The organism is Paenibacillus sp. FSL H8-0280, assembly GCF_045040665.1.
GTDB classification, from domain to species: Bacteria; Bacillota; Bacilli; order Paenibacillales; family Paenibacillaceae; genus Paenibacillus; species Paenibacillus xylanexedens_A.
On the sequence record NZ_CP150296.1, the window covers coordinates 3,981,943 to 4,001,119 of the forward strand.

A 19,177-nucleotide genomic window follows, 5' to 3' on the forward strand; every position below is an offset into this window, starting at 1 on the left:
GATATAAAATTCATAACCTCAAGATACATAAACTAGCACACCCATGTATATCAACTAAGTTGGTCTATACTCTCCTTGAAAATTAAATTGATAGCTTTCATCTACACGGATATATCCGAGAATACAATGTCCTCTTTCTCTGTATAAAACGCTAGAGTAGTTTTTATTGTCTGTGTTCCCCTCTGCAACCAATAATTGATCACCGTCACAGGCCAAAACAATTCCAATGTGATCGTGAGAATTATCCGTTAAGAGTTTCTCATAAATGACTATATCACCACGCTCTGGTTCAAATCCTTCTTGCATATCCTGATAAAAGAATTCTGTTTCAGCTAGCTGAGCCCAGTCCAACCAAGCACCCACCCCAGCTAATCGATACATTCGATTAGGATATCTAATAGGGAGTTTTATTCCAACTTTCATACAACAATGATATACGAATGCGGCACACCAATTGGCTTCAAGTACTTTACAGATATCAGAATCCGGCCAATACCTGCAAATTTCCTGATATCGTTGATCCCCTGAAGTACCAATAATATTTTGCCTTGCCAGCGTTTCTGCTAAATCAGCTAACTTAGAACGCCGCTCTTCAGTATTTATGTGAACTGTTTGCACATTAACATTAACGTCTGCTTTTATATTCTCCTTCGAAATCCCCAATTCAGTAAATACATTCTGTATTCTACTTATCTCTGCCTTTGATAAGTTTCTATTTGGATTCTGGAAGTATATCTGAAACAGTATGGCATCTTTAATAACTTCTTCATATGGGCCATGAACTAGATGTGTATCTTCCTGATAAAAGATTGATTTAAGAATGATAGACAATTCATCTGTCGTAAAAATTTCAGCACTGCGTAATATCGGTCTAACAGCATCCGCACTATTAGGACCAGGAAAGTCTTCGATTCCTGTTTTGTAGAAATAAAAACCGTGGAGTAACCCTGCAATCGCAGTAATTTCCGAATCCTGTACTCTTTTCATAGCAAGCATGGAAGCAAAATTAGAAACCCCATAAAGATGAACCAACATACCTTCCTTGTTATTACTTTCCTCAAGAAGCATTTCATGAACGAGACTACGAACAGTGTCCAGCCGTTTAGATTTCTTTCCTGAACTCAAACTTTGGCCTCCCTACCTTTCTTGACTGGGTCATATTCGGCTTTATTCCTAGACCCATATCTATGATGAATCTGCAATTAAAAGTAATATTAGAGAATACACTGTAATATGTAACACGCTTAAATATTATTCTTATCACTGAATTCAATGCAAAAAGGTTGCATCTCAGGTTTTAAACAATACTCTATTCTTTCTCTGAAGTTTTTCCATTCGACTTTTAAAATGGCTTCTTCGATTGAAAAAAAACCAGACTCTAAGCTCTCCGATGATGTCGTTAATTCTCCTCCTATTGGTTTGGCTAGAAATAATGTATTACATATTGAATTTTCGATATTTTGAAATATTCCACAAAATTTGATGATTTCAATGTCGATTCCGGACTCCTCTTTCGTCTCTCTGATCGCAGCTTGACTTAGGGATTCTCCTTCTTCCACTTGACCACCTGGCATTTCCCATCCTCTTCGGGGTCCTCTAATTAAGTAATAATTCATTTTTGTCGTTTATCACGATTGCAGCGGCAGATAAGATATGTTTTGGAGGGCTCATTTATTCGACTCCTTCTAGAGAGATTGGATATACGTTTGAAGAACAATTTTTAGCCAGACTAAAAGAAGTTATATATCCCATCTTCAAAATAATTATATTCTTCATCCGTTATTCTTAACTTTCCATATCCGTTATAAAATATATCCCTATCTTTTTCATTATCAAACGCATTATGTTTCGGTCTAATGGCTAATGCTACATCATATCTTGGATCGCCATAAGCTGCTCCTGCCCAGTCAATAACTCCAACAATATTGCAATCATTAACTAGCACATTATCTATAGTAAAATCTCCATGAATGAAAGTGTTCTCTATTGGTTTTGGTCTTGCTTCTTTTAACTGTTGAAGTAGTTCTGCTGATCCGTCTACAGCAAAGTGAGTTAGATTATATTCTGCTTTGTTAAGCATTGTATCTAACCAAGGACTGTTATTGTTCAATAATTCAACAGGACAAGAGCATTCATGTATTTTCTTTAAACAAAGCCCAAAGTTAAAAATCGTTTTTTCTTTACTTTGGAGGTCAGGCATCTTAGAGAGAAATTCTCTTAAACTTATTCCGTCAATATAATCCATCAGAAGCCATCTCGATGTGTCCTCAGTATGAAATGAATATACCTTTGGAACAGGGAGTCCCGTACGGTAAAGGTATTGGAGCACCTTATATTCATCTAATAACCATTCATTATAAAGATCGTTTTCTGTCTTCTTAATGATGTACTTTTGGCCGAACGTATCCAGAATAGCCACAGTAGAAGTATGACCTTGCTTAGGAAAAGTGATTTTCTGAACTTTCCCTATATGTTCTTTTATTTCAATTGGGAGATCCTGAATATTCATGGTTTCATCCTTTCTACCGCTCTAAAAGTACAAATCCCATCCCATAATAAAAGCAGCAAATAGGAAAGCCGACATGCCAGACATGATGTATACCGCCTTTTGCTTTTTACTATAGCTTCTTTTCAGCAGTTTGTAGAACAACAAGACAAGATACGCCACAGCTAGAATCACATAAATCAGGTTCAAAATGAGATGTATGCGCAATGAAGAATACGGGGAGAAGCCTAAGGCGCGCATAAACAATAGGATCGTATTCAAAATTAATGCCAGACTAGCAATATTAATAACAATATGATATTTATCAAATCCCGTACCGGGCCTTTCCCAGTTTTTTAATTTGTATTTGGATAACCGAATAAAATAGCCGATTATCGCTCTCAAACTGAGCAGGATCGCTATTGCAAGAGCGATAAAAGATGCTTTGATCAAGGTTATCGTTAAGTTGGATACGGGCAAAAAGTCATTATAAGGGATGGAGACCTTCTCAATAGCACCGTTACTCTCAACAACATTTGCAAAGTTACTAAGGTCAAATGTTGTATACTTCTGCAGACTTAACATTGAATACGCCTTCGTAAAACCGGAAACGACCCGTCGCGCAGGCAGATAATATCCTCCACTCTCAGATTCAACTGAATTCGTGCTGAAACTACTTCCAAACACCTTCTGGACAAGACCAACGTTATAAGCCATTTCATTTGACTGGTTTGTCATGACTACTAACCCAAAATTAGACTCCGGGTCAAAAACAAATTTACTTGAAAATCCCGCCGTACTTCCAGCGTGTTCTAATGCAGGCACCCAGTACTCTACTTCAAATAAACCATGTGCAATTCGTGGAGTAGAAGTCCCATCGTAATATAGACTTGTTGACAGCATCTCGTCTAACGTGTCTTTGTTCTCAAACAATAAATTGCTACGATCCACAGGCATCAAGGCTGCGAGAAATTTAGCTGCATCCTCTGCTGTGCCAATGGCGCCCCCCGCAGGGTATAAGCTTATGTATGCTCTGTTCTTAGGAATTAGTTTCAGATTCGTAGTGTATCCTTGAATCTCATTTCTTCGTTTCAAGACGTTTAGATTATCATACTGTGACGGGTGAATCGATGTGTCTTTCATGTTCAGTGGTTTAAATATATGTTCGTTGACATATTTGTAAAAGGGTTGTCCGCTTTGCACTTCAACGATGTAAGCAGCCATAGCCGTACCATAGTTTGAATAAGCAACAACACTCCCAGGTTTATTGATCTGCCTTGGTTCAAATTTTTGTGAAGCTTCACCTAATTCCACAATATCACTCTCGGATGAATACCATAAATCGATCAATCTATCCTCCCATCCTGCGTTATGATGCATAAGGTTCATTAGGGTAATGGGAGCATCGTATTCAAGCTTCTTTAGAAATCCTTCCGGCAAATAGTCCTGAATATCAGTATCCAAATCAAGCTTTCCCTGTTCTACAAGCTGCATAACACTCGTCCAGACCAATAGTTTAGAAGTTGAACCCCATTCAAATACAGTAGAGGTGTCTGCCTTTCTCTGTTGCTCAAGATCTGCGTATCCATAGGCCTTATTCACAATAGTCTCACCGTTCTTGATAGCTACAACCGAAACGGCAGCGGTGTTCTTCTGATTAGTAGCCACATATGAATCAATCGTTTCCTCTAGCGAAGACAATGCAATCCTAGAGGGCGTAGTCTCCACATTCTCTACCTCAGCGTGCACAGGTACCGCACATGTCATAATGAGAAGTATGAGGGGCATAACACAAGCGATTGCTTTATTAATATGGTGATATCTTCGATTAATCTTCATTAGCCACTCTCCTTCAGATTTTTTATTCATTGTAGATTGTTAGTTCTATGGGTTAAATAGCGCTTAATTCATTTGTTGAAATGAGGAAGTCTCAACCAGTTAATTACCAAGTAAGAAGTGGTGAAGTACCAAAGCTTGAATAACTTAGTAAACTGCTGATCGGTCGGAAATATGCCGTTTTTTCTCCAATCTGTAACAATATCTTTACAACTAACATTTTCTTGTGTGTTTATTCCGTTAATACTTTTGATTTGGTGACTGCTGTGACGTGAATAAGGACCAAATAAATCAGAAGCATTGAACATACCAAAAAAGCACCCCTTATAATGAGAATTACTATGAATTTGTTTATCTAGCGAATATACCAAACGGTTTACTTCAGGTCTGGTAGACTTTTTATCATATAAGCTTTTGTTTCGAGTTATATCCATATTTATGGTCTCTAGAATATTGCTTAGCCTTTTAATAAAATCAGATTGTGTGTAACTATATAAGTTAGCCCATTCATACAGTACTACGCTAATTTCTTTTTTTACTGTTGCACCCTTAAACAGATAAGAACTATTGAATATGTCTTTATTATTGATCGTAACTTTTTCAAATGCGGACAAATTATATGTTCGAAGAAGCTCGGTCATCTGAATTGCCCATAAATACTCTTGAAATGAATTTGCTTCTACGTAATGTTCTTTTCCTTTGTTCATGATATGATTTGCATACTTCAAAGCTCTTGAATCAGCGATTTGAACATCTTTTGTTTCTAGCACATTCTCTATGTCGCTTATATTAATATGCTCCCCCTTTTGTACAATTTCTTTAGTAACCTGATGACTCCAAAGGTGTCCTAATTTAGAGTGCGCTTCATAGTAGCTTAGGAACACGCGATGTAATGAAAAAAAATTACTTTCACCTACACTTGAAATCATGTTATCCACATCTTTATGATGAACCCGAAATAAGCGCTTTTGCTTGGTAGCGTACCCATCTTCTACATTAATTGTTTCTCCATCCTCAAAATCAATATAAAAAGAATTTAACGCAGGTAATGTATCAAAATGAGCAGAAACAATAAGTCCGGAATTTTCTGAAGATAATCTATGCAAGTTAATTTCTCCTTTTAATTCGTAAATTCAATTCCAAGTAGATTCAATTCATTTATACTAACTTCATGCCCCTATAGTTTTCGTGCCTTTATCACAAAGGTTACAGGGAGCATCTTTGCTTTATTGGCAAAGTCATCATTTTGCAGTTGCAGCAATTCATCATCAGATTCCTCAAGGACAAATCCTGCTTTTGCCGACGCATTCACATAGGTCGATAGTTTACGGTCTGATAATGCTAGCTTACTTTCGCCAAGAGTTACCGAGTACCAAGATTCATCAAAGTAACACTCTTCTCCTTGTGATCGTTTCCAAACTAAGAGTCAATAAACAATTCCACATTTTGAGTAATTTACCTTAATTATTTCTATAATAACCCATGCTGCAATATTTGCGAAGTAAATTTAAAAGCGCATACATTTCTCTCCAAATTAAAAAGAACCCTCCCGCAGGAGCGTTCTCCGTGATTGATCCGTGTATCATTAGCCTATGCGTACATTAGATCTATAAACCCTCGAGTTACTTCCCCACCTTCGGCTGGTTCGGGCTGGTCTGCATGTGCGTGTTCTGCCATGCAAGCCTTCACTGCTTCCTCTGTTGTACAACGATTCGCATCGTCACATGTGTAGCATAATTGAAGCATATATCTGGTTAATTCATCCGCCTGCGTGAATTGAGTTTGACCGTTGGTTCTCATCTTCATCACTCCTTCTCTTGTTGAGTTAAATATATCACCTTCTAGTGGATTTATTTGTGATTTATTTCACAAATCAAGCAAAAAAGAAAAGGAACCCTTAGGCTCCTCTCCTTTCTCCTATCTATTCACATCGATAACACTCTACTTTAGAGTACTTTCCAATGTCCACCGCCATCTACTGTTTGCAATAACAACGATCTTTTGGCATCTGTATTTTCAACCAATATCCAGCCAAGCTTGGGGGTAACCATCTGCATCTTCACAATTTCCGGATAATCTTCGAGAATTTTCTCCAGTACACTGCTTGCAGGAAGAGCGCTCCACGTTTTGCCCGCATCCTTGGTGTGGTAGGTTATGCCCTTTTGCATCGCCCAACCTTCCGATGCGTTCAGAAATACCGGTGAAAGGTTACGATTCGGACCCGTTTGTTTGTTTAAAGTGAAATTGGACAGCTTCCAGCTCTTTCCGCCATCGGTGGTAAAAAATCCATTGAATGTCGTGCTCTCCCCTTTAGAACAGGACATTGACATCCAGGCTGATTGCGCTTCACGTCCAAAAAATTGTGGTGAACTAACACTGAAATTCCCACACCCGTTGAATTTGTTTCGATCAAAGAAAGATGGTCCAGTATCCCAGTTCTCTCCACCGTCTGATGTTACATACAGCTTCGGTGTACCGAACTCAAGCGCTGTTAAGAAACCATGCTTTGGATCCGAGAAAGTCATCCCCGTGGTGTACCCACGTTTGGAAATCTCTTCTGCTTCCTGTTTGCCGTCTTCATTACTCGATGACATGCGGTTCCAGGTGATTCCACCGTCCTCGGTAAAGTAGAGTTTCTTCTCCTGTTTACCAATAGCGGTATCGACCGTAGTGAGAATCCAGCCTTTTTCAGGAGATACAAATGAGATCGCAGTCACTTTATCCGTCTTGGACAGAGAAGACAGACTCCATGTTACGCCCCCATTGTTGGTGCGAAGCACCATGGTATCTGTTCCACCCATGCCTTCACGAACAATCCAACCGTGCGCACGATCTACAAAATAAATGCTTTGTCCATATTTAGGGTTAGCCGGAAATTGTACATTTTCCGAAGGTGAAATATTGGTCCAGGTCTTTCCCTGATCCTGAGTGTAGTACAGGCGCAGCGCATTCCTCGTCACACCCCACGCCAATCCTCCGTTGTCATTGAGCAACTGAAAATCGGTCAAACGGGTCTGTATTTGGTACTTGGCCATATCTGCAGATTCTGTACTGTTCACAGGGGGAACGACAGTTAACGTCTGCCCTGTATTCCCGGCGTCCTCCTGCTGCTGCGGAGGTTCTGCTACCGGAGGTTGATCTGAGTCGGTGCATGCAGCCAATACAGCTGCTATACCTATAGACAGCAATGCTGTCTGCGCGATTTTAATCCATTGCGAACGCAAGTGGGTTCCACCTCTCTCATCCAATATACAGGCGCGCATGCCTGTCCTATGGCGTTTTATTTACGATTCATCAGAATCCACTGCTCCTATTCTACCACAAACCTTATGTAAAAGGCTCATTGCCCACTCATGGTCGGCCCGCTCCCTTTTTCCAGCTCATACTCTGGGCTATAGGTCGCACACATATTACCATTAATTTTATCCTAAACTGTTTTTCGACGGAATAATTGGTAAAAAGACATGAAATGTGAACTATTTTATAGACAACACTCGCTTTATATTCTCTAATCCCTTAATATGGATGGGAGTATAACCCAAAAAGGAGAGGATATGAACATGACAAATAGTGCAGCTCTGAAACCAAGTCGTGTCGTGATTGTAGGCATGGGTGCGGTGGGAACAACAACGGGATACACGCTAATGTTGAGACAGCGTTCGTCCGAGTTGGTATTTGTGGATGTGAATCATGATAAAGCAACCGGCGAAATGCTGGATATGAACCACGGTCTTCCATTTACGGGAGGCGTGAAAGTATGGGCTGGCGATTATTCCGACTGCAAAGATGCAGATATCATTATTATTACAGCCGGTGCTTCCCAGAAGCCGGGCGAAACTCGGATTGATCTGCTGAAGAAAAATGCAAGCATTTTCAAAGATATTATTGAGCGCATTACTGAAGTGAATTCTCATGGTATTTTACTGATTGCAACCAATCCTGTAGATATTTTGTCCTATACTTCATGGAAACAAAGCGGATGGCCTGCTTCCCGTGTCATCGGTTCAGGTACATTGCTCGATAGCGCACGTTTCCGTTACCTGATTGGTAAAAATAAAGGGATCGACCCGCGTAGTATTCACGCACACATTATTGGTGAGCATGGAGATTCCGAAGTACCGGTATGGAGCCTGGCTAACGTTGCAGGAACAGATCTGGAATTGGATGAAGAAACACAACAGGATATCTTCGACCGCACCAAAAATGCAGCGTATGAGATTATTAATGCCAAAGGCGCGACTTCCTATGCAATCGCCCTTGCTCTGGACCGCATTGTAGCTGCAATTCTCGGCAACGAAGGCTCCGTTCTGAACGTATCCACGTACCTTGAAGACTACAATGGTGTATCGGATGTTTATCTGGGTGTTCCATGTGTCGTAGATCGCAACGGTGTGCGCGAAATTCTACCTCTTCCACTGAATGAATCCGAGAAAGTGGCTTTCCAGGCATCTGCTAACAAATTAAAAGAACAAATCGCTGGATTGGAATAATCCAAGTATAAAAAATAACCACCTGTATTCCTGTATTAAGGAGTACTCAGGTGGTTATTAGCTTTCTAAATTTCATTCAGTTTACATAACATTTGTTCCGTTAATATTTATCTTTGAACATTTTTTAATTCAAAATTTTGAATCATTCGATGTCGATCGTTACAGTGTATTACTAATTACCAACTCTCCGTTACTCTAAATACCACATCAACTGTGTTCGAGCCTGGACCACCAATATTCGATACGGCTAAAGTTACAACCTGATTTTCCGGAAGAGTGAAATCCAAAAGTTCTGAAGAAGCCAATATTTTGGTATTCCCTGCTCCCCCTCCTGTAATGCCTTGAAACACCACTTCTCCACCTGTAATTGTTGTAGAGGTATTGTTGACTAGCAGTGCGGTCTCGCTATCAGGAATAATCGTTGTAGCTGTGGGATAATTAACAAAAGTTCCATTTAACGTCCCTCCCACAAGCACTTGGTAACTTAGATCTACGGATGAAATAACATTAATTTCTTCCAAATTCACCTGTACCGAATTCGTTCTAGCCGAACCCGCTGGAAACACAGCTTTTCTTGTAAATGAAATGACGGGTGTTAATGTTGATGTAACATTTGTTATTCTTCTTCTTTCGGAAGTGACTCTATAGGTTGGTTCATATTTTCCGATAATACTATATTGTCTTCCACCCACAAATATACTATAAGCAACACCGGTTCCATTATTGGCGACTTGCGCTCTTAAGGGAAGATTTGGATCAACAAAGCTTGTTTGACCTGTTGGGGAGAATCGATGAACGGTAACTACCTCTTGGGCTAACGTTACGGGATCAGGGATAACCACTCTAAATTCGATCACTCCGTAACCATACCATGTAAACACAATTTGGTATATATTTCCTTTTGATAAGTTTAGTGTAGCTCCGCTTGGTCCTGTCCCGTTTAATGGATCTACATTCCATAAGCTTTGAGGAACTGTCGTATCAACTCCTGCTCTACGTACGGTTACAAATACCGTAGTACTGTTCACTCCAAAAAAGGCTCCGTTTTGAGTATCAAATAATCCCCATTGTGCCACTTGGTTACCTATGGGCAGAGAAGGAATCCGTACGCCTATCCCCGCCTCTCCTGCATATCCCGGTTCATATCGTCCTCGCAATACACTTTCTAAAACGGCCGAATCTACGCCACTGGCAGTGTTGCTCAAATTATACTCAGTCGCGTTATTTGTAACCGTGCCAGCCCCAGTAGTCGTAACTGCATCTCTAAGGATCGATAGACCATACACAGAGGTTAGCTCCACAATTGGAGTTTTTTGTGCTACACGCAACTCATCGAATTGCGAACTGACATTTGGTCCAATATTGGAGATGATAATATCTGACAATGTTTCTCCTCCTTTGCAGAAAGAGGGAGAAGAAGTGAATATTCTTCTCCCCGCTTTTTATTGACTACCATTCTTCAGTGACACTAAAGGTTGCGGTGACAGAATTCGTACCACCACTTAAGTTAGCTACAGCCAGCGTGACAAATTCAGTGTCTGGTAATTGAAAATCCAATAATGACGCAGAAGCTAAAATTCTGGCACTGCCTTCTACGCCAGCTGCTAAGCCTTGTAGTAGTACTTGACCTCCAGTAATGGTCGTTAGCGTACTATTTACTAACAGACCTGTCTCCGAGTTTGGAATATTCGTCGTTGCCGTTGGATACGTTGCAAAGGCTCCATTAATGGTTCCGCCTAATATGATCTGGTAGTATATATCGTCTGAGGTTACAAGGTCGATTCCTTCAAGTTTTACACTGACTGAATTCGTTCTGCCTGAACCTGCCGGAAAAGTTGCTTTTCTTTGGAAGGCCAAAATCGGTGTCAGAGTCCCGGTTGCAGTTACAGTTCTTCTTTCAGAAGTAATTCTGAATACCGGACTATATCTGCCCACAATGCTATATTGTCTTCCTCCAACAAATAAATTAAGTGCAGATGCTGTTCCACTATTCGAGATTTCAGCACGAAGAGGAAGATTAGGATCGGCCAAACTTGTTTGCCCGCTTGGTGAGAATCGTTGAACGGTGATTACTTCTTGCGCTAAAGTCGTAGGATCAGGAATAACGACCCTAAACTCAATGACCCCATAACCGTACCAAGTAAATAAAATTTGAAATATATTCCCCTTAGCCAGACTAAGCGTAGCTCCGCTAGGACCGGTTCCATCTAATTTATCAACGTTCCAGGAAGCCTGAGGAATAATCGTGTCAGATCCTGCTCTTCTGACTGCTATAAATATTCCGTTTGCCACACTCTGGCCAAAAAACAAACCATTTTGGTCATCAAAAAGTCCCCATCTCACCACTTGTGTTCCAGTAGGGGCAACAGGCAATCGCACACCGATCCCTGCTTCTCCAGCATACCCTGACTCATACCTTCCCCGTTCTGAGCTTTGAAGTATTGCCGTATCTGCTCCAGATGCTGTCGTGGTTAATTGAAACTCTGTGTTGTTGGTTCCAACCGTTGCAGCACCCAAAGTAGAGACGATGTCTCTTAGGTTAGATAGACCATATACTGAAGTCAATTCAATAATCGGCGTTTTTTCACTTGCTCTTAATTCGCTAAATTCAGAACTAACATTTGGGCCTACTCCCACTATAGTTACGGTAGGGTCTACTGTACCAGTTACTCCGGTTGCTCCAGTTGCACCAGTTACACCAGTTACACCAGTTACTCCGGTTACACCAGTTACACCAGTTACTCCGGTTATACCAGTTACTCCAGTTGATCCGGTTGCTCCAGTTACTCCAGTTGCACCAGTTGCACCAGTTGCACCAGTTGCACCAGTTACACCAGTTACTCCAGTTGCTCCAGTTACTCCAGTTACTCCAGTTACTCCAGTTACTCCAGTTACTCCAGTTACTCCAGTTACTCCAGTTACTCCAGTTACTCCAGTTACTCCAGTTACTCCAGTTACTCCAGTTACTCCAGTAGCTCCGGTATCTCCAGTAGCTCCGGTATCTCCAGTAGCTCCGGTTACACCAGTTACTCCAGTTGCACCAATAACTCCAGTCGCCCCAGTTTCTCCAGTTACACCAATAGCTCCGGTTACACCAGTTGCTCCAGTTGCCCCAGTCACTCCAGTTTCTCCGGTTGCTCCGGTTGCTCCGGTTGCACCAGTTATTCCGGTTGCACCAGTTATTCCGGTTACACCAGTAGCTCCAGTTTCACCAGTTACTCCGGTTGCTCCGGTTGCTCCAGTTACACCAGTTACTCCAGTTGCTCCGGTTGCTCCAGTTACACCAGTTACACCAGTTACTCCAGTTGCACCAGTTACTCCAGTAGCTCCGGTATCTCCAGTAGCTCCGGTATCTCCAGTGGCTCCGGTTACTCCAGTTGCACCAGTCACTCCAATTACTCCGGTTACTCCAGTTACTCCAGTTACTCCAATTACTCCGGTTACTCCAGTTACTCCAGTTGCCCCAGTCACTCCAGTTACACCAGTTGCTCCAGTTGCTCCAGTTACTCCGGTTACTCCGGTTACTCCGGTTGCACCAGCTACTCCAGTTTCACCAGTTACACCAGTTACTCCAGTTACTCCAGTTGCACCAGTTACTCCAGTTGCTCCGGTATCTCCAGTAGCTCCGGTATCTCCAGTAGCTCCGGTTACTCCAGTTGCACCAGTCACTCCAATTACTCCAGTATCTCCAGTTGCCCCAGTCACTCCAGTTACTCCGGTTACTCCGGTTACTCCGGTTGCACCAGTTTCTCCAGTTACACCAATAGCTCCGGTTACTCCAGTATCTCCAGTTGCCCCAGTCACTCCAGTTGCTCCGGTTGCTCCAGTTGCCCCAGTCACTCCAATTACTCCGGTTACTCCAGTTGCACCTGTTGCACCAGTGGCTCCGGTTACACCACTACTTCCAGTAGCTCCAGTCACCCCGGTAACTCCCGTGGACTCATTTGCACCTAACAATTCTGAAGATACAATACGATGGGGCGTTACAAGCTGCCCAGCAGAATTTTTTCCCCAAACTGATATTTCTACTTGCTGCTCTGCGAGACCACTTGTTGTAAAGATAAATTCAAATACATCCAGGTTTGCAAAGTAATTCTTCGTTATTGCTTGATTCGGACTTATACTAATAAGTTCAAGTACATATAGAGTTCTGATTCCATTCAGATAATATCCTTGAATTAAGATGCTCGCATTATTGACCAGATCTCTATTATCGATCTTAATCGTCAACTGTTGTGTTGGCCTCACGCCACTAACTGGATTATTCTCAATCGGTCCAGTTGATAAAGTAGCCATGTCATCCCTCCCCTCACATGCATATTAATTTTTGGCATCACCTAACTTCTTTACATAAGGTATTCCAATTATTGCTTAGGGTGAGAGTGATCGCATAATTCAGTATTTGAGAACTCAAAAAGCCTGTCACTTGGACAGGCTTCTCTAAATCTAATTATTCAATAGCTAATTGTTCAACCCAAATGCGGGAAGTTTAACGTCCAGCAGAGCCATAGCCTCTTCTTTCTCCCGGCTGGTTACGTGAGTGTACACGGTTGTTGTTTGAATCGACGCGTGACCAAGCAGCTCCTGCACGGTACGCAAGTCGGCTCCACGCCGTAACATCATGGTCGCAAACGAGTGACGTAGCTTATGACTGGAGTAATTTTGACGTTGATTAGCCGGTGATTCCTGCTGGAAACGTTCAAAGGTTTCTGTAGATATGAGCTGGATGCTGCGAATCGACAGCCTCTTCCCTTTCTGCGAGACAAATAGTGCTTCCTCTTTTGGCCGCCAAGGATCGAGACGCTCAGCCATAGCTTGAGATAACACATCCGCCACGGTCTCTGGTACAGGGAGCGAGCGCCATTTACGACCTTTACCGAATACGTCCAATGTACGCCGCGCCGCGTTATAGTCTTTGCAATCCAGAGCATGCACTTCTCCAACCCGTAATCCCATATATCCCATCAATAGAAAAACAGCCAGATTACGTGTGCGATACTTCCCATCTACCGACTCCAGAAAACGTGTCAGCCCACTTTCATCAAGGAAAACGGGCGCACGGTTTTTCTCGGTTTTGGATTTTTTGATCCCAAAAGCCGGATTATTGGTTAACAATTCGAGTTCAATGAGGGACTTGTAAAAACAGTTCACCGCCGCATGTTTGCGATTTCTCGTGGCATCACTAACCCCACGCTCCCGAGCGCGGGACAGAAAAGACAGCACATGCAACTTTTTGACCTGCTCCAGTGATTTTCCTTGAATGGAGACCAGGAATTCCACCACGTCACCCGTGTATGATTTTACCGTATGGCCTGTATATCCGGCGTCCTTCATCCATATGTGAAAAGCTTCTAGCTCGTCCGCATATTGCTCCTGGATCTCCTCAGTCATCATCTGTCTACGTCACCTCGATTCGATTCTTTATAAATTGACTAAGATTATTTACACGGGCACTGCGATGACAGAACAACCTTCCAATCGCTGTTATCCCCAGATTTTTCTGATTCCCTTTTCTCAAGGGAAAAATCCGTGGATAAAGGCGAAGCGTATGCTTCCGAAGTAGCTTTCTTGCAGAAAGCTTTTAGCTTCACTTTTTCAGATTCTTTCTATCCTCTCCGTTTTTTCGTGTAAATGATTAGTTAAATTTAAAAATTTATTATAAACAGTGCTCCTATGCTTCATCCACAATGACAATGTCAATCAGCGGAATGATCGCTTCGGGTTTGCCTTGACTACGGGTAAGTACAAACGATGGCAATGGATTCTCGTGCAGCCCATTCACGGATTCGCAGATCTGAGTATACAAATCCATCTGCAACGTCTCGCCTTCGCCCGCCACATCAATAACAGGCCAATCGTTCTGAACGCAGGCAGGCCAGTAAGCTAGCTCATTCGCAGGTACGATACTTAATTGCTGAATGGACTGATCAAGACGGTAAATCCCTTTCCGTTCAGGTTCATCGCCCAGCTTGTCCACGGCAAGTATTCGAGCAGACTGCTCATCTGGTGCAGAATAGAGTGAATAACACCACGGAGTCACGCCCCAGGCAATCGCCATCAGTCCCTCTTCCAGCAACGTATCTGACAGATTGCCTTCGGCAAATTGCTCGATCAGATTATGGTTACCTGGTCCAATCAGCTCTTCCACACGCTTAGCGAGCCTAGGCAGGTCAGCAAGAATGAATCCTCCTTTGCCATAGGAGTCAAATACATGATGGTTTCTGCTCCACACAGCTTGGGATGGCGAACTCAGCGACGCTGCTTCTGCCGGGAAAAGCGATATATATACGGTAATCACCTGCGCGTATTTAACCATTGCAAGTTGTTCAGGTTCAAGCGTGCCTTCAGCGATACGAGGTGTTTTCATATGCAGGGAGATTCGAAGTTCGTATTCTCCTTCTGCCAATGCTGACCAACCAAGATCTATAGGCTGTTCAACGCCTTCAATAGAAGCAATGGAGATCGTGCTATCCGGTTTCAGTTTGACAGCATATTGTACGTATGCTAGCTCCTGACCATAGATGATATTGGCATCTTGACGATCAACGGGTGATTCCAACTGTTGTGCAATGACAGATACTTTACGTCCATCCTTCAGAAGGCGCTGCGGATCAATATCCAACTGTAAGGTTTGTGAATCCTCTAATTGTGAAACAATTAACTGCGCCTCGGCAAGTACAGCTGAGTCAGCCAGCGCAAATCCAAAAGCTGCATTTTGATGATCTGAATTCGTATGTAATGGTGTGTTCATGATACATCCCCTCTCTTATGTATGATGGCATGTCACATCCCCAAATATATTTCATATTTGGCTTAGCCGCAACCCCGCCCCCGTGATTATGTTCGTCACGCCCCTTATTACTTACCCATATATGAAGAAAATTCCAACCTTCCCCTGCTGTTATCATCCTTTATCTTTCTATATAAAAAAAATCCCCATCCCGCTTCGCCTAAGCGATACGAAATGAGGAAAAATGAAGATGTTCTCGGTTAAAGACTCGACTAATCTATTTATCCTTCGCTCTGAAAGCACTCGAGATCCGGCGTGCCGGATTCAGATGACTGTAATGCCGTCCATACGCAAAGTAAATGATCAATCCGATGATCAACCAAGCAAAAAACGTAATCCATGTCAGAGCCGCAAGGCGTGTCATCAAGTATACACAACCCAATGCACTCAGAATCGGAATCAGTGGCACAAGTGGAACGCGGAATCCGCGTTTGAGATCCGGGTTATTTTTACGCAACACAATAATGCCCAGACTTACGACTGCAAAAGCAAACAACGTTCCGATGTTCGTTAGCTCCGCCAGATGTCCCAGCGAGATGAACCCGGAGAACAGAGCCACGATAATTCCCGCAACCCATGTCCCTACCGCTGGTGTCTGACTTTTGCCACTAACCTTGGAGAAGACTGGCGACAGCAGTCCGTCACGAGACATGGAATAGAGCAAACGTGTCTGACCATACATCATGACCAGCAATACAGTCGTAATGCCGGCAATCGCTCCAAGAGATACAATCCAGGACAAACCCTTCAGTTGAACAAATTCAAATGCAAACGCAACCGGATCACTTACATTCAACATGTTATACGGCACGATCCCTGTCAGGATTAACGATACAACAATGTAGAGAACGGTACAGATCGCCAGTGATGCAATAATTCCGATTGGTAAATCTCGTTGTGGCCGCTTAACTTCTTCTGCCGCAGTGGAGACCGCATCAAATCCGATGTAGGCAAAAAATACGGTAGCTGCTCCCGCAGTCACACCTGAGATGCCAAAGGGTAAGAATGGCTGCCAGTTCGTTGGCTCTACATAGAAGACACCTACACCAATGAAGATCAGTACCACAATGATTTTAATCGCAACCATGATGCCGTTTGCACGAGCCGCTTCCTTCACCCCTCGGGTAAGCAGGAAAGTGATGATTAACGTAATGACCGCAGCTGTGATGTCAAAATAAGTACCCTTTTCCGGACTGAACGCACTCGTTAGCGCATGAGGTAACTCCAACCCAAATCCGGATAATAACGTTTGGAAATATCCTGACCACCCACTGGCTACCGCCGCACTTGCGAATCCATACTCCAATATCAGATCCCATCCCAGAATCCAGGCAATCACTTCTCCAAAAGCCGTATAGCTATACGTGTACGCACTACCCGATGCCGGTATGCTTGATGCAAATTCCGAGTAACACAATGCCGCGAAGGCACATATGATACCTGCCAGTAAAAATGACAGTACAAGGCCCGGGCCAGCATACGTTGCGGCAGCTACACCGGTCAGCACAAAAATCCCGGTACCGATAATAGCTCCTACGCCAAGTGTGGTTAAGTCCAACGGACCAAGTGCCCGTTTCAATGCACTGTTGTTATCGCCCCCGGTGGCAATTGGTTTTTTACGAAATAATGAAGATCGTTGTTCGTTCTCACGCATAGTCATGTTCCTCTCGTCATGAATCTTGAATGTGCAATATGTGCTATGGATGTAGCAGAGATTGGATGGCTTCCCATCTGTTCTATGAAAAAGTCATTTGTTCTATCTTATCGATCACCTATAAAAACTTATCGAATTCTACACGTTATCGCGTTGCTTGGTTAAATTTATTTTTGGAGATCACTTATTTTGTTCTTTTTTCGCGAAAATTATCATGATCTGTTGCACGTGGTTGAATATGAAAATGGATTTAAAACAAAACTGCGTATAATTTATATTATGCGCAGTTTTTATGAGCCTTAATTTTCGTGAAAAACACTTTATCAGCCTTGTTATCTGAAGTTAAGAAAAAGAGAGCTCTTTTCGTCTTTTTCCGCTGTATCTTCCTCCCTTATCCTGTCTAATTCGACGATATGCAAGCATGTAAAAGAGCCACATCGCATGATATGGCTCTTCCTTTCCTCTTTATACAGCTAGAGGTGTATATGAAAATACGAACTGATCTTATATAGGCTTTTATGAAAAAGTAAATTATGAGAAAGCAATTCTCTCTGCATCTGACATCCGGTATTGGGATAACAAATACTCTTTGCTCTGCATCGCCGTATGACGAATCGCATCCAAATCAACATGCAACAGCTTACCCTCTCGCTTCACGAGTCTACCTGCCACAAAGACCGTATCCACATTGGATGGATTGGCAAATTGCACAACAGCGCCGATTGGATCATGAACAGGGAACATATTCAGATCGGTGGTACGAATCATGATCAGATCTGCTTCCTTCCCTGGGGTCAACGTACCCACCTTCTGCTCCAATCCCAATGCTTGGGCACCAGCCGAAGTTGCAAATCTCAGTACTTGGCTGGACTGCAAGTTCAACTCACCAGGCATCTCACCCTGCTGCAAAAGTTGTTCATTGGCTCTGGATCGTTCAGCCTGAAGTGCAAACTTCATCTGCGAGAACATATCTCCGCCTGTGGACGTTACCACATCTACACCAAGTGTAGGGGTTCCCCCATGTTCAAGAAAATAGCCGGTGGCCGGATATCCATGACCCATCATCATTTCAACCTCAGGTGTGACCGACAAGGAAGCACCGCTATCGGCCAGCATTTTGTATTCATCCATGCCCATGGTGTTACCATGAACGATATTCACTCGTGGACTTAACAGCCCCGCTTCGTACAATTGACTAATGGAACGATCCACAGACCCCCAACTGCCAAATCCGGCATGCATGGAACAGATCGCATCCAGCTCTTGTGCTAGTTCGATCTCTTTCACGGTTGTATCCCAATGACTGAATTCCGGACCACGAATGGCAAGCCCATAAGTAAGCAATTGATCCCGTGATGAAAAATAACGTTCTTTGACTCTTCTCACATCATTATTCGAATACGTGAGTTGGCTATCCCGATTCCAGTAGTTCGTCTCACCAGGGACTCCGTGAGCAAATACCGCCCGAATGCCAGCATCCTGAAGTCCACGAATCAGTTCATCCGTATGGTCAGGTGAATACGGCATGCTCCAATCCAACACCGTTGTCACTCCTGCATTAAGCGCTTCCAAGGAACCGAGTAAGTTGGCAATATAACTATCTTTTGGACGGAGCTTGCTTCCCATCGCACCATAATAGAGATTTTGCAAATAGACTGGCAAGGACCAGTTGGTTCCCGCTGTTTTGACCAGTGATTCCCACACATGCCGATGTGTGTCCACCAGCCCAGGCATAATAATCATCGATGAAGCATCAATGATCTCCGCATCCGGAATATCCAGGTCGGGCTGGATAGCCATGATCAGTGAATCCTGAATCAGAACGTCCGCCCTCTTATACTGTCCAATTTTAGCATCCATCGACAACACACAGCCATTTTTCAACAGATAACTTGTCCGCACAAGAAACATCTCCCATCTAT

At 42.9% G+C, this 19,177-nt stretch carries 13 protein-coding genes and 2 pseudogenes; 1 reads left to right on the plus strand and 14 read right to left on the minus strand.

Annotated features, from left to right (window positions below):
• Nucleotides 1-54: 54 nt before the first annotated feature.
• From MHI12_RS17360 to MHI12_RS17395, 8 genes and pseudogenes are all read right to left on the minus strand, one after another.
• Entirely contained in the window at nt 55-1,125 is a 1,071-nt protein-coding gene (locus tag MHI12_RS17360; RefSeq protein WP_405169880.1) for a CHAP domain-containing protein, read from the minus strand.
• A gap of 119 nt (nt 1,126-1,244) precedes the next feature.
• Nucleotides 1,245-1,671: pseudogene (locus MHI12_RS17365) on the minus strand (NUDIX hydrolase).
• A gap of 58 nt (nt 1,672-1,729) precedes the next feature.
• Nucleotides 1,730-2,509, minus strand: coding sequence for a phosphotransferase family protein (locus MHI12_RS17370; RefSeq protein WP_405169881.1), 780 nt, complete (start codon nt 2,507-2,509; stop codon nt 1,730-1,732).
• A 21-nt stretch (nt 2,510-2,530) separates the two neighbouring features.
• A complete protein-coding gene (locus MHI12_RS17375; protein ID WP_405169882.1) occupies nt 2,531-4,324 on the minus strand; it encodes a serine hydrolase domain-containing protein in 1,794 nt (597 codons plus the stop codon).
• 68 nt (nt 4,325-4,392) lie between these two features.
• Nucleotides 4,393-5,427 (minus strand): hypothetical protein, encoded by a 1,035-nt coding sequence (locus tag MHI12_RS17380; RefSeq protein ID WP_405169883.1) that lies wholly within the window; start codon nt 5,425-5,427, stop codon nt 4,393-4,395.
• 71 nt (nt 5,428-5,498) lie between these two features.
• Nucleotides 5,499-5,720: pseudogene (locus tag MHI12_RS17385) on the minus strand (class I SAM-dependent methyltransferase); the annotation flags it as partial.
• Nucleotides 5,721-5,911: 191 nt separating this feature from the next.
• Nucleotides 5,912-6,121 carry a hypothetical protein gene (locus MHI12_RS17390; RefSeq protein ID WP_405169884.1) on the minus strand — a complete coding sequence of 70 codons (210 nt, stop codon included), beginning with the start codon at nt 6,119-6,121 and terminating at the stop codon, nt 5,912-5,914.
• A gap of 146 nt (nt 6,122-6,267) precedes the next feature.
• Nucleotides 6,268-7,545 carry a YCF48-related protein gene (locus MHI12_RS17395; protein WP_405169885.1) on the minus strand — a complete coding sequence of 426 codons (1,278 nt, stop codon included), beginning with the start codon at nt 7,543-7,545 and terminating at the stop codon, nt 6,268-6,270.
• Between the two features lie 336 nt (nt 7,546-7,881).
• Here MHI12_RS17395 and MHI12_RS17400 point away from each other — a divergent pair, with 336 nt between their 5' ends.
• A complete protein-coding gene (locus tag MHI12_RS17400; RefSeq protein ID WP_076217081.1) occupies nt 7,882-8,811 on the plus strand; it encodes an L-lactate dehydrogenase in 930 nt (309 codons plus the stop codon).
• 176 nt (nt 8,812-8,987) lie between these two features.
• On the opposite strand, the gene MHI12_RS17405 is transcribed toward MHI12_RS17400, so the two are convergent.
• The 6 genes from MHI12_RS17405 to MHI12_RS17430 all read right to left on the minus strand — a co-directional run bounded on the left by MHI12_RS17405 (nt 8,988) and on the right by MHI12_RS17430 (nt 19,157).
• Nucleotides 8,988-10,196, minus strand: a complete 1,209-nt coding sequence (locus MHI12_RS17405) for a hypothetical protein (protein WP_341007841.1) — start codon at nt 10,194-10,196, stop codon at nt 8,988-8,990.
• A gap of 64 nt (nt 10,197-10,260) precedes the next feature.
• A complete protein-coding gene (locus MHI12_RS17410) occupies nt 10,261-13,107 on the minus strand; it encodes a hypothetical protein (RefSeq protein ID WP_405169886.1) in 2,847 nt (948 codons plus the stop codon).
• Nucleotides 13,108-13,272: 165 nt separating this feature from the next.
• Nucleotides 13,273-14,205, minus strand: coding sequence for a tyrosine-type recombinase/integrase (locus tag MHI12_RS17415; protein ID WP_341007843.1), 933 nt, complete (start codon nt 14,203-14,205; stop codon nt 13,273-13,275).
• Between the two features lie 277 nt (nt 14,206-14,482).
• Entirely contained in the window at nt 14,483-15,562 is a 1,080-nt protein-coding gene (locus MHI12_RS17420; protein ID WP_405169887.1) for a hypothetical protein, read from the minus strand.
• Nucleotides 15,563-15,818: 256 nt separating this feature from the next.
• Nucleotides 15,819-17,255 (minus strand): amino acid permease, encoded by a 1,437-nt coding sequence (locus MHI12_RS17425; RefSeq protein WP_405169888.1) that lies wholly within the window; start codon nt 17,253-17,255, stop codon nt 15,819-15,821.
• 531 nt (nt 17,256-17,786) lie between these two features.
• Nucleotides 17,787-19,157 carry an amidohydrolase family protein gene (locus MHI12_RS17430; RefSeq protein ID WP_405169889.1) on the minus strand — a complete coding sequence of 457 codons (1,371 nt, stop codon included), beginning with the start codon at nt 19,155-19,157 and terminating at the stop codon, nt 17,787-17,789.
• Between the last annotated feature and the right edge of the window lie 20 nt (nt 19,158-19,177).